Raw genomic sequence first — 12,505 nt, 5'->3', positions numbered from 1 at the left:
ATGTCCAAAATCAAGGTTGAAGGTACCGTCGTCGAACTCGACGGCGACGAGATGACCCGGATCATCTGGCAGTTCATCAAGGACAAGCTGATCCACCCGTATCTCGATGTGAATCTCGAGTACTACGACCTGGGCATCGAATACCGGGACAAGACGGACGATCAGGTCACCGTCGACGCGGCCGAGGCGATCAAGCGCCACGGCGTCGGCGTCAAGTGCGCCACCATCACCCCGGACGAGGCGCGCGTCGAGGAATTCGGTCTCAAGAAGATGTGGCGGTCGCCCAACGGCACCATCCGCAACATTCTCGGCGGCACCATTTTCCGTGCGCCGATCATCATCTCCAACGTTCCGCGCCTGGTGCCGGGCTGGACCAAGCCGATCATCATCGGCCGTCACGCCTTCGGCGACCAGTACCGCGCCACCGACTTCAAGGTGTATCAGGCCGGCTCGGTCACCATCACCTTCACGCCGGAGGACGGCAGCGAGCCGATCCAGCACGAGGTCGTGAAGATGCCGGAAGACGGCGGCGTCGTCATGGGCATGTACAACTTCAAGGCTTCGATCATCGATTTCGCGCGGGCCTCGTTCAATTACGGCCTGCAGCAGAACTACCCGGTGTATCTGTCCACGAAGAACACCATCCTCAAGGCCTACGACGGCATGTTCAAGGACACCTTCCAGGAGGTGTTCGATGCCGAGTTCAAGACCCAGTTCGACGCGGCGGGCCTGACCTACGAGCACCGCCTGATCGACGACATGGTCGCCTCCTCCATGAAGTGGGAGGGCGGCTACGTCTGGGCCTGTAAGAACTACGACGGTGACGTGCAGTCCGACACCGTGGCGCAGGGCTTCGGCTCGCTCGGCCTGATGACGTCGGTGCTGCTGACCCCGGACGGCAAGACCTGTGAGGCGGAGGCCGCGCACGGCACCGTCACCCGGCACTACCGCCAGCATCAGCAGGGCAAGCCGACCTCCACCAACCCGATCGCGTCGATCTTCGCCTGGACGCGCGGGCTCGAGCACCGCGGCAAGCTGGACAACACCCCCGAGGTCATCGGCTTCGCCCAGACCCTCGAGGATGTCGTCATCAAGACCGTCGAGGGCGGTCAGATGACCAAGGACCTCGCGTCGCTCGTCGGTGGCGATCAGGGCTACCTGAGCACCGAGGAATTCCTCGGCGCGCTCGACGCCAACCTGGCCCGCGCCCTGCGCTGACCAGCGAATATCCCGGCGCTGGACGTTACTCCGGCGCCGGGGGATGACCTTACGGGCACCCGCACCACGTCGTGGTACGGGTGCCCGGACTGTTTTTCCGGTCAGGCCGGGACCGGGGTGTCGCGCAGCACCGGCACGGCGCGGGTGAAGTTGTCCGCGCCGAAGCCGTGTGCCACGCCGGTCTCGAGCAGTCGCTGCATCGGGTCGAGCAGGTCGGTGGGCACGCCTTGCCCGCGGCTCACGCCGCGGATCGTCTCCAGCACCGCGCCCATCTCCGCGATGCTCGCGAAGGTCGGCGCGAACTCGCCCGCGTCGAGTTCGGCGGCCAGGGTGGGCAGGACGTCGAGCAGCGCGCGCAGCCACGGCACCAGGAACTCGGTGGTGAGCCGGTGTGCCGTGGTCGGTTCGCCGCCGAGCATCGCCGTCGCCTGGAAGAAGCCGCCGAACATGCCGTACATGCCTGCGAGCACCGCCATGTCGTGCAGTGCCGCCAGTCCGGCGTCGGCGCCGAGGTAGCTCGCGGCACCCAATTCCGCGATCGTCGCGCGGTGCTCGTCGGCCGCCTCCGCCGACCCGCTGTACGGAATCAGCGCGCCGGGTGTGCCCAGGGTCGCGGGCATGCCGAGGATCGCGCCGTCCAGGAATCGTCCGCCGCGTGCGGCGATCCACGTCGCGAGGGCGCGGGCGTCGGCGGGACGACCGGTCGAGACGTTCAGCACCGTGCGCCCGGCCACCGCGTCGGGGACCGTGCCGAGCAGGGCCGCCACGCCCGCGGTATCGATGTGCGAGGCGACGATCAGCTCGCCGCCCGCGAGTGCGGCGGTGAGGGATTCGGCGCGTTCGGCGCCGAGCTCGTCCAGATGCGGTGCCCGCCCCGGCGTCCGATTCCACACCGTCGTCGGGTAGCCGGCCCGCAGATAGCGCTCGGCGATCGCCGAACCCATCCGCCCGAGCCCGAGCACCGTCACCCGCGCGGGGGTGTGATCGCTGGTCATGCGTTCCTCCGTAGATCCGTGAGTTCGTCGGGTGGGCGCCCGGTGCTCAGTTTTCGCGGGCCGGACGGATCGCGCGAGTGGCGGGACCGACGAGCGGCGAACGGTTCCCGCCATATCCTGGCGGGCATGACCGGCCATACCGTCGCCATCGCCGTCACACCCGGTGTGCTGCATCCCTGGGACCTCTACGAACTCGGCGTGGTCGGCGCGGTTTTCGGCACACCCCAGCCGGATATCGCCGATCCCTGGTACGACCTGCGGATCTGCTCGGTGCTCCCGGAGGTCGGCGAATCCGCCATCGGGCACGGCGCGTTCCTGCGCGCCGAGCACGGCGTGGCCGAATTGGTCTCGGCCGACACCGTTTTCGTGCCGTCGATCGCCTACGACTGCGCCACCGACGATCGCCCGGTGCCGCCGGAGCTGCTCGACGCCCTGGTCGAGGCGCATCGGCGCGGCGCGCGGATGGTCGCGCTGTGCAACGGCGCCTTCGTGCTGGGCGCGGCGGGCCTGCTGAACGGACGACGGGTCACCGCGCACTGGGAGCACGCTGCGGTGCTGGCGCGCCGGTTTCCCGCCGTCGAGGTGGACGAGTCCACGCTCTACGTGGACGACGACGACATCCTCACCAGCTCCGGAATGACCGCCGCGCTGGATCTCTCGCTGCACCTGGTCCGCCGCGACTTCGGCGCCGCCGCGGCGAACCGGCTGGCCAGGCGGCTGGTGGCGCCGCCGAACCGGACCGGCGGCCAGGCCCAGTTCGTCGATCTGTCCGTCGCCGCGCGCGCCGAGGCGGATCTGGCCCCGGCGCTGGAATGGGCCCGCGCGCACCTCGACGAGCCGCTCACCGTCGAGCTGCTCGCCGCGCGCGCCACCATGAGTCCGCGCACCTTCCACCGGCGGCTGCGGCAGTCGATCGGCTCGACGCCGAAGCAGTGGCTGCTGACCCAGCGCCTGGCCCGCGCGCAATCCCTGCTGGAGTCCACCGATTTCGGCATCGATCGGATCAGCCGGATGTGCGGCCTCGGCACCGCCGCCAACCTGCGCAGGCACTTCGCCGCGGTCGTCGGGGTCACGCCGGTCGAATACCGGCGCACCTTCGAACAACGCTCCGCGTGAATTTCCCGGCGCGGTAAGCGAATCCGGGGCCGGGAGACGCTGCCCACATCCGGTCGCCCGGGTGTCCGAGCCGGCGTGGTGTACCCAATTGTTTCCAAATGGAATTTGCCAGGTCGCGCGGCCTGGGTGTCCCTAATGTGCGGTTTTACATTCTGACCTGCACGTTTTCTTTACGGCATGGTGTTTCAACTCACGTTTACTCGGGAAGCGAAACCACACCGAGAAGCGTTTCATGGATACGTGACCACACCCCTCGCCACCCAGGCCCCCGCACGCCCCGAGGCCGCGCGGACGACGTGGCATGTGCCTGCCATGCTCGCGCTGGCGCTCGGCGGGTTCGGTATCGGCACAACAGAATTCGTCACCATGGGTTTGCTGCCGGACATCGCGCGCGCCATGCGGGTATCCGAGCCGACCGCGGGGCACGCGGTGTCGGCGTACGCGCTCGGCGTCGTGATCGGCGCGCCGGTCATCGCCGCCGTGTTCGCCCGGGCCTCCCGCAAGAAGTTGCTCATCGCCTTGATGACGGCGTTCACCCTGGGCAACGTGGCGACCGTGCTCGCCCCGACCTTCCACACCCTGGTGCTCGCCCGGTTCGTCTCCGGCCTGCCGCACGGCGCCTACTTCGGCGTTGCCTCGCTGGCCGCCGCCACCCTCGCGCCGGTGGGGCAGCGCGCCAAAGCGGTTGCCGCGGTTATGCTCGGATTGAGCGCCGCCAATGTTGTCGGCGTTCCCGCAGCCACCTGGCTCGGCCAGCATCTGGGCTGGCGCGACGCGTACGTGGTGGTCGCGGTGATCGGGCTGGCGACGGTGGCGGCGCTGATCCGCTTCGTGCCGGAGCTCACCGGCATCACCATGACCAATCCGGTGACCGAACTCGGCGCCCTGCGCCGTCCCCAGGTGCTGCTGACCCTGCTGGTCGGCGCGATCGGCTTCGGCGGCATGTTCGCCGTCTACACCTACATCACCACGACGCTCACCGGTGTGGCGGGCATGTCCGCCGGACTGGTGCCGATCGTGCTGATGCTGTTCGGCGTCGGCATGGTGGTCGGCAACATCGTCGGCGGCGTGCTCGCCGACCGGGGCGTGGATCGGGCGATCTACGCCTCGATGATCGGCATGGCCGTCATCCTCGCGGTCTTCGTTGCCGCGGCGCACAATCCGTACACCGCCGCGATCGGCGCGTTCCTGGTCGGCGCGACCGGCGCCTCGCTGGCGCCCGGGTTGCAGACCCGGCTGATGGACGTGGCGCACGAGGCGCAGACCCTCGCCGCCGCGCTCAACCACGCCGCGCTGAACATCGCCAACGCCGGCGGCGCGTGGCTCGGCGGCGCCGTGATCGCCGCCGGACTCGGTTACACCGCGCCCGCCGTGGTCGGGGCCGGCCTCGCCGTGGTCGGCGTGCTGCTGTTCGCGATCACGGTCGCCGTGGCCCGGCGCGACGCCCGCCTCGTCGCGGCGGCGGCACTGGTCGCCTGACCCGGCGCCGCGGCAACATACAGAGCTGTATGTAAGTGTAGAATCGCCGGATGGCCAGGATCGAAGTGGCGAAGCCGCAGCGCCGCACCCAGGAACAGCGCAGCACCGAGATGCGCACCCGGCTGCTCGACGCGACCGTCGACTGTCTGGTCGAATACGGCTACGCGGGCACCACCACGCCGCGGGTCGCCGAACGCGCCGGCGTCACCCGTGGCGCCCAGGTACACCACTTCGGCTCCAAGACCGATCTGGTCGTGGCCGCGATCAGCCACCTGGCCCAACTGCGCGCCGAGACCGCGATGCGCGAGATGGCGAGGGTGGAGCGCGGCGACGATCCGGTCGCCGCCGCGCTGGAATTCCTGTGGGAGCTGCATCAGGGTCCGCTGTTCATCGCGACCGTCGAACTGTGGGTGGCCGGCCGCACCGACCCGGTGCTGGCCGCCGCGATGGAGAAGGTCGAGCCGTTCGTCAACAACGCCGTCCTGATGGCCGTCGCCCGTTTCGTCCCGGACGAGATCCGCCGCAAAGAGGCCCGCGACTTCATCTACACCGCGATGGACGCGCTGCGCGGCATCCTCATCTCCAACTTCGTCGACCCGGACAACGAACGCGCCCGGCGTCGGTGGCGCCGCGCCACCGCCCACCTGCGCAATATCGCCGAGGCGGCCCTCGCCGACGTGCGCGCTACCGAATGACCGAGCGGGACACGGCGGCGGCGTTCGCCTCCGTCACGTCCCGCTCGCGGGTCAGTGCTGCCGGGGGAGTAGGTGGTCGCCGGCCTTGTCGGTGGAGAGGGCGAGCGAGCTGATGTACTGGATCTCGCCCGCCGGGCCGGGGACCGCCGAGGCGATCATGTCCGGGCGTTCGAATTCCAGGCCGGTGACGTGGCAGGTCAGCGTCTCGCCGGACGGGTTGCCGTGTTCGTCGAACATCGGCAGGTCGATGCCGTCGTCGGTGCGCCGCAGGTAGTACTTGCCCTTGGTGGCGATCGCGGTGAGCGGGGTGGCGACGAACGCGACCACCAGCGCGACGATCGGCGAGTACGGCTTCAGCAGCTCGCCGAAGACCCCGAAGAACGTCATGATCGACAGCACCGCCGAGAGCCCGAATCCGACCAGCCCGACCGGATTGAAGTCGTAGAGCATGCCGCGGCGGAACTCCGGCCGCTTCGGCGAGATCTTCAGCAGGTACTTGTTGACCGCGATATCCGTGGCGACGGTGACGATCCAGGCGATGCCGCAGTTGGCGTAGAAGCCGAGGATGTTGTTGAGGAAGTCGAACATGTTGGCTTCCATCAGGATCAGCGCGATCACCAGGTTCACCGCGAGGAAGATCAGCCGGCCAGGGTAGCTCTTGGTCACCCGGGTGTAGGAGTTGGTCCAGGCCAGCGACCCCGAATACGCGTTGGTGACATTGATCTTGATCTGGCTGATCACCACGAGCACCACGGCCAGCGTCATGGCCAGCCAGCCCGGCACCATGTCCCGGTAGATCTCCAGGAACTGATGCACCGGCTGATTCGCGATGCCCTGCGCGGCAGGCAGATTCGCGATCAGATAGACCGCGAGGAACAGTCCGACCACCTGCTTGAGCGCGCCGAACACCACCCAGCCCGGACCGGCGAGCAGCATCCAGCCCCACCACTTGCGCGCGTTCTCCGGCGTGCGCGGCGGCATGAAACGCAGGTAGTCGATCTGCTCGGCGATCTGCGCGATCAGCGACAGGCACACGCCCGCGGCCAGCAGCGTGCCGGAAACGCTTACCCCGGAACCGTTCTCGCCGCCGTAGGCGAAGAACGACGAGACCGAGTCGGGGTGACGCACCAGCAGGAACCCGAACGGCAGCACCATCAGCAGCAGCCACAGCGGAGTCGTCCAGACCTGAAGCTTGGCCAGCGTGTTCATGCCATAGATGACCAGCGGGAAGATGAGCAGCGTCGAGGCCAGATAACCGAGCCACAGCGGTACGCCGAGGCCGAGTTCCAGCCCCTGGGCCATGATCGACCCCTCCAGCGCGAAGAAGATGAAGGTGAACGAGGCGAAAACCACATTCGTGAGCACCGAGCCGAAATAACCGAATCCGCTACCGCGCGTGATCAAGTCGAGATCGAGGTTGTAGCGCGCCGCGTAATAGGCGAGCGGAAATCCGGTGACCATGATGACGATCGCGAAGAAACCGATGCCGAGCAGCGCGTTCCCGGTGCCGTGCGCGATGCCGATATTCGCGCCGATGGCGAAGTCGGCCAGGTAGGCGATGCCGCCGAGGGCGGAGATGCCGACGACGGCCGGGCTCCATTTCCGGTAGCTGCGTGGCGCGAAGCGCAGCGTGTAGTCCTCGAGTGTTTCCTTCGCTGCGGCGATCCCGTCGGAATTCGACGACCGGGTATCGAGCTCGACCACGTTTACTCCTCATCCCCGCACCGTTAACTGCAACCATTCGACGGTCGTACACGGTTGTGGACGGGGAATTTCCGAACGATTACGCGGCTGTTACGGCATCGGCGGCGGTGAGGCGCGTCACAGCACTGGCGTCGGCAACGGGGTGCGGCCCGGAAAACCGCTGCGTACCACCCTGGGCTGGCGATACATACACCTTCACCTGTATGTCTCCGGAGTGGTGCTACCACCTGGTAATTCAGTGCGCGCAACCGGTGGCCACGGTGACACCCTTGCGTACTTACATACATCTCTGTATGTTTGTTTCCAGCTGGATCCGGATGGATCGGTTCACCGCTGCCCGCCTGCGGGCGGCGCAGGCACAACGTGAGGGAGTTCGATGGCGAACAAGGTCTACGTCGTCGGCGTCGGCATGACGAAGTTCGAGAAGCCGGGCCGCCGCAAGAACGAAGACGGCACCGATTGGGACTACCCGGATATGGCTCGCGAGTCCGGGACCAAGGCGCTCGCCGACGCGGGCATCGCCTACGACCTGGTCGAGCAGGCCTACGTCGGCTATGTGTACGGCGAATCCACCTCCGGCCAGCGCGCGGTCTACGAGCTCGGCATGACCGGCATTCCGGTGGTCAACGTCAACAACAACTGTTCCACCGGCTCGACCGCGCTCTACCTTGCGGCACAGGCGATTCGGGGCGGGCTGGCCGAGTGCACGCTGGCCCTCGGCTTCGAGAAGATGCAGCCCGGCTCGCTCGGCTCCACCTGGGACGACCGCGAACAGCCGATGGCCAGGCACATCATGGCGCTCGCCGAGATCTCCGAGGTGCTGTTCCCGGTGGCGCCGTGGATGTTCGGCGCGGCGGGCCGTGAGCACATGAAGCAGTACGGCACCACCGCCGAACACTTCGCCAAGATCGGCTACAAGAACCACAAGCACTCGGTGAACAACCCGTACTCGCAGTTCCAGGACGAGTATTCGATGGACGACATCCTCGGCGCGCGGATGATCTACGACCCGCTCACCAAGTTGCAGTGCTCGCCCACCTCCGACGGTTCCGGCGCGGTGATCCTGGCCAGCGAGGCGTTCGTGGACAAGCACGATCTGGCCGCGCAGGCGGTGGAGATCGTCGGACAGGCGATGACCACCGACTACAAGTCCACCTTCGACGAGACCGCCAAGAACCTGGTCGGCTACGACATGACCGTGCAGGCGGCGCGCAAGGTCTACGAGCAGGCCGGGCTCGGCGCCGAGGACTTCCAGGTCATCGAGCTGCACGACTGCTTCTCGGCGAACGAGCTGCTGACCTACGAGGCGCTCGGCCTCTGCGGTCCCGGCGAGGCCGGAAAGCTGATCGACGAGAACCTGACCACCTACGGCGGCAAGTGGGTGGTGAACCCGTCCGGTGGCCTCATCTCCAAGGGGCATCCGCTCGGCGCGACGGGTCTGGCGCAGTGCTCCGAACTCACCTGGCAGCTGCGCGGCACCGCGGACAAGCGTCAGGTCGACGACGTCACCGCCTGCCTGCAGCACAACATCGGCCTCGGCGGCGCCGCGGTCGTGACCGCCTACCGGCGCGCCGACCGATAACTCGCTGACCGCTCAACTCGCACAACGAATTTCGACGAGGAGTCATCTCAATGGGACACATCGAAGCCACCAAGGACGTCAACGCCACCCCCGAGGCGCTCTGGACGGTCGTCTCCGACCCGAACACCTGGGAGAAGTGGTTCACCATCCACGAGCGCTTCATGGAGGAGCCGCCCGCCGTGCTGACCGAGGGCGCCAAGCTGGTCGCCAAGATCGTCATGCTCGGCATGGCGAACAAGCTGGAGTGGACCGTGGTCTCGGTCGAGCAGCCGACCAAGCTCACCCTCGGCGGCACCGGAATGGCCGGGGTGAAGACCGAATTCACCTTCGACATCCAGCCCAAGGGCGACGGCGGCAGCACCATCCTGGTCTCCGGTGACTTCGAGGGCGCGCTGATCAAGGGCGCGCTCGGCAAGGCGGTCGAGAAGGACGGCCTCAAGCAGCTGGACAAGTCGTTGGAGCAGCTCGACGCGCTGGCTTCGGCATGAGTTCGGAGACAACTGCCGCCCGGCTCGTCGAGTTCGACGATGCCGGGCTCGAAACCTGGTGTGACGACGAGCGTTTCGAGGTGACCGCCGAGCGGATCGGCGAATACGCCGCGGCCACCAACGATCCGATCGAGGCGCACCTCGCGGGCAAGGTCGCGTCACCGGTCTTCGCGATCGTCCCCGTCTTCGAGGCGATGATGATGCCGGTGATCGAGGTCGCGCCGATGGACATCTTCGGCCGGGTCGTGCACGGCGAGCAGGACTTCCACTTCCACCGGGCCATCCAGCCCGGCGACCGGCTGGTCTCGCGGGCCAAGGCGACCGGCTACACCAGCAGGCCCAACGGCACGGCCATCACCATCCTCATCGAATGCCGCACCGAGGCAGGGGAACTGGTCAATGAGCAGTATCTGACCGCGTTCTTCCGCAATATCGACGCGGGCAAGACGGTCGGCGCCGCGGCGCCCGCGCACAAGTTCGACGAGAACCTGCGCGCGCAGCCGCCGGCGGCGGTCGTCCGGCAGCACGTGGACGACGACCAAACCTTCAGGTACTCACCGGCTTCCGGCGATCCGGTGCCGCTGCACCTGGACGATCAGGTGGCCAAGGACGCCGGGCTGCCGGGCATCATCGCGCACGGGCTGTGCACCATGGCGTTCGCGTCCTGGGCGGTGCTCACCGAGGTCGGCGGGTCGGATGTGCACCGGCTCAGGCGATTCGCGGTGCGCTTCGCCAAGATGGTCTTTCCCGGTGACGATCTGGAGACCCGCATCTGGAAGGTCGGCTCCGCCGACGGCGTCACCACCTACGCCTTCGAGACCGTGCGCGGCGAGGACGTGGTGCTCAGCGACGGGCTGGCCGAGATCGCCGAGTGACCGCGCGCCGGGACGGTTCCGCCGTCCCGGCGAACGTGGTTGTCCGGTCGCACTATTCAGCACAGACTTCAGGAAGAGGAGACATCGATGGGTGCACTCGAAGGTCGAGTAGCCATCATCACCGGCGCCGGTCGCGGCATCGGTCGCGAGCACGCCCTGCTGTTCGCCCGCGAGGGCGCGGCCGTCGTCGTGAACGACCTCGGCGGCAGCAACGAGGGCGAGGGCACCGACACCACGCCCGCCCAGGAGGTGGCGAACGAGATCGTCGCCGCCGGTGGCACCGCGATCGCCAACACCGCGAACATCGCCACCTGGGGCGGCGCGAAGAACGTGGTCGACCAGGCGATTTCCGAGCTCGGCGGCCTCGACATCGTGGTCAACAACGCGGGCATCCTGCGCGACGCGTTCATCGCGGGCCTGGACGAGGCGCAGTGGGACGCGGTGATCGCCGTGCACCTCAAGGGCCACGCCGCCGTGCTGCACCACGCCGCCGCCTACTGGAAAGACCAGAGCAAGGCCGGCAATCAGCCGAACGCCGCGGTGATCAACACCGCGTCCGCTTCGGGCACCACCGTGCCGAACGCGGGCCAGGCCAACTACGGCGCGGCCAAGGCGGGGATCGCCGCGCTCACCCTGGTCGCCGCCGACGAACTCGCCCGCTACGGCGTGCGGGTCAACGCCATCGCGCCGATCGCGCGCACCCGGCTCACCCTGGCCACGCCCGGCATGGGCGCCATGATGGCGGCCGAGGCCGACGAGGTCGAAGACGGCGGATTCGACGCGTTCAGCCCCGCCAACATCTCGCCGCTGGTGGCCTATCTCGCCTCGGACAAGTGCCCGATCACCGGCAAGGTGTTCGCGGTGCAGGGCGGCGCCATCTCCGAGCTGGCCGGTTGGCACGATGTGAAGACGATCGAGACCGACGGACCGTGGCTGATCGACGACATCTCCGCTCGGCTGCCCTGAGCTCGCCGCAACCCTAAGGAGAACAACGATGTTCGAATGGTCCGAGACCGATGTCTTGATCCGCGATGCCGTGCGGACGTTCATCGACAAGGAGATCCGGCCCAACCTGGACGCGCTCGACAGTGGCGAGTTGTCGCCGTATCCGATCATCCGGAAGCTGTTCAGCGAGTTCGGGATCGACGCCATGGGCGGCGAGGCGGTGGAGAAGCTGCTCGCGAAGCAGCGCGCCAAAGAAGCGGCGATCGCCGCCGGCGAGCCGCTGCCGGAGAAGAAGAAGGAAAAGTCCTCCGGCGGTAGCCCGTTCGCCGGGCAGGAATCGCTGATGGCGGTGGTGGTCGGCGAACTGTCCGGTGTCTGCATGGGTTTGGTCACCGCGCTGGGCGTCAGCATCGGGCTCGGCGCGACCACCATCATGTCCCGCGGCACGCTGGCGCAGAAGGAACGCTGGCTGGCCGACATCGTGACCATGAAAAAGGTTGCGGCGTGGGCGATCACCGAGCCCGACTCCGGTTCCGACGCGTTCGGCGGCATGAAGACCTACGTCCGCCGCGACGGCGACGACTACCTGCTCAACGGCCAGAAGACGTTCATCACCAATGGCCCGTTCGCCGACGTGATGATCGTCTACGCCAAGGTCGACGAGGGCGACGGCGGCGACAAGCGCGAGCGCAAGGTGCTCACCTTCGTCCTGGACAAGGGCATGGAGGGGCTCACCCAGGGCAAGCCGTTCAAGAAGATGGGCCTGCACGCCTCGCCCACCGGTGAGCTGTTCTTCGACAACGTCCGGCTCGGCAAGGACCGCCTGCTCGGCGAGACCGAGGAGCACCGGGGCGGTGACGGCCGGGAGAGCGCGCGGTCCAGCTTCACCGCCGAGCGCGTCGGCGTGGCCTTCATGGCGCTGGGCATCATCAACGAATGTCACCGGCTCTGCCTGGATTACGCGAAGAGCCGCAAGCTCTGGGGCCAGGAGATCGGCCGCTTCCAGCTCGTCCAGCTCAAGCTGGCCAAGATGGAGATCGCCAGGATCAACGTGCAGAACATGGTGTTCAACACGCTGGAGCGCGGTCGCGCGGGTAAGCCGCCGACGCTCGCCGAGGCGTCGGCGATGAAGCTCTACGCGTCCGAGGCGGCCACCGAGGTCGCCATGGAGGCGGTGCAGCTGTTCGGCGGCAACGGCTACATGACCGAGTACCGGGTCGAACAGCTCGCGCGCGACGCCAAGTCGCTGATGATCTACGCGGGCAGCAACGAGATCCAGGTGACCCACATCGCCAAGGGTCTGCTGGCCTGACCGTGCCACGGTCCCGGGTGCGCTACCCACGGCGTGCGCGCCCGGGATCGGCTGTCGCGCAGTCGAAACGCCGTTGGTCCTGCGCACCGCGCTGGT

The 12,505-nt window shown here is 67.6% G+C and carries 11 protein-coding genes; 9 read left to right on the top strand and 2 right to left on the bottom strand.

Going from position 1 to position 12,505, the window contains the following annotated elements; all coding sequences use genetic code 11:
* Positions 1–1,218, top strand: a complete 1,218-nt coding sequence (locus ACFQ9K_RS39700) for an NADP-dependent isocitrate dehydrogenase (RefSeq protein WP_357386468.1) — start codon at positions 1–3, stop codon at positions 1,216–1,218.
* A gap of 101 nt (positions 1,219–1,319) precedes the next feature.
* On the opposite strand, the gene ACFQ9K_RS39695 is transcribed toward ACFQ9K_RS39700, so the two are convergent.
* Positions 1,320–2,213, bottom strand: a complete 894-nt coding sequence (locus tag ACFQ9K_RS39695) for an NAD(P)-dependent oxidoreductase (RefSeq protein WP_378714793.1) — start codon at positions 2,211–2,213, stop codon at positions 1,320–1,322.
* Positions 2,214–2,339: 126 nt separating this feature from the next.
* On the opposite strand from ACFQ9K_RS39695, the gene ACFQ9K_RS39690 reads away from it, so the two are divergent.
* From ACFQ9K_RS39690 to ACFQ9K_RS39680, 3 genes are all read left to right on the top strand, one after another.
* A complete protein-coding gene (locus ACFQ9K_RS39690) occupies positions 2,340–3,329 on the top strand; it encodes a GlxA family transcriptional regulator (protein ID WP_378714795.1) in 990 nt (329 codons plus the stop codon).
* Between the two features lie 312 nt (positions 3,330–3,641).
* Positions 3,642–4,808, top strand: coding sequence for an MFS transporter (locus ACFQ9K_RS39685; protein ID WP_378714920.1), 1,167 nt, complete (start codon positions 3,642–3,644; stop codon positions 4,806–4,808).
* A gap of 50 nt (positions 4,809–4,858) precedes the next feature.
* Complete coding sequence (locus ACFQ9K_RS39680; protein WP_378714797.1) at positions 4,859–5,503, top strand: TetR/AcrR family transcriptional regulator; 645 nt, start codon at positions 4,859–4,861, stop codon at positions 5,501–5,503.
* A 51-nt stretch (positions 5,504–5,554) separates the two neighbouring features.
* On the opposite strand, the gene ACFQ9K_RS39675 is transcribed toward ACFQ9K_RS39680, so the two are convergent.
* The gene (locus ACFQ9K_RS39675) at positions 5,555–7,207 is read right to left on the bottom strand and encodes a purine-cytosine permease family protein (protein ID WP_378714799.1); all 1,653 of its coding nucleotides are present in this window, start codon (positions 7,205–7,207) and stop codon (positions 5,555–5,557) included.
* Between the two features lie 376 nt (positions 7,208–7,583).
* Here ACFQ9K_RS39675 and ACFQ9K_RS39670 point away from each other — a divergent pair, with 376 nt between their 5' ends.
* The 5 genes from ACFQ9K_RS39670 to ACFQ9K_RS39650 all read left to right on the top strand — a co-directional run bounded on the left by ACFQ9K_RS39670 (position 7,584) and on the right by ACFQ9K_RS39650 (position 12,409).
* Positions 7,584–8,789, top strand: a complete 1,206-nt coding sequence (locus ACFQ9K_RS39670) for a lipid-transfer protein (RefSeq protein ID WP_378714801.1) — start codon at positions 7,584–7,586, stop codon at positions 8,787–8,789.
* 50 nt (positions 8,790–8,839) lie between these two features.
* Positions 8,840–9,277 carry an SRPBCC family protein gene (locus ACFQ9K_RS39665; RefSeq protein WP_150404245.1) on the top strand — a complete coding sequence of 146 codons (438 nt, stop codon included), beginning with the start codon at positions 8,840–8,842 and terminating at the stop codon, positions 9,275–9,277.
* A complete protein-coding gene (locus tag ACFQ9K_RS39660) occupies positions 9,274–10,152 on the top strand; it encodes a MaoC/PaaZ C-terminal domain-containing protein (protein ID WP_378714803.1) in 879 nt (292 codons plus the stop codon). The genes ACFQ9K_RS39665 and ACFQ9K_RS39660 overlap by 4 nt, the downstream gene beginning before the upstream one ends.
* Before the next feature lie 87 nt (positions 10,153–10,239).
* Positions 10,240–11,118 carry an SDR family oxidoreductase gene (locus tag ACFQ9K_RS39655; protein ID WP_378714805.1) on the top strand — a complete coding sequence of 293 codons (879 nt, stop codon included), beginning with the start codon at positions 10,240–10,242 and terminating at the stop codon, positions 11,116–11,118.
* 28 nt (positions 11,119–11,146) lie between these two features.
* On the top strand, positions 11,147–12,409 hold the full coding sequence (locus ACFQ9K_RS39650; protein ID WP_378714807.1) for an acyl-CoA dehydrogenase family protein: 1,263 nt from the start codon (positions 11,147–11,149) through the stop codon (positions 12,407–12,409).
* Positions 12,410–12,505: the final 96 nt, after the last annotated feature.

This window comes from Nocardia sp. NPDC056564, assembly GCF_042793755.1.
Classification (GTDB): Bacteria; Actinomycetota; Actinomycetes; order Mycobacteriales; family Mycobacteriaceae; genus Nocardia.
Note: the sequence above shows the minus strand (reverse complement) of the source record. Positions and strands in the feature narration are given on the sequence as shown.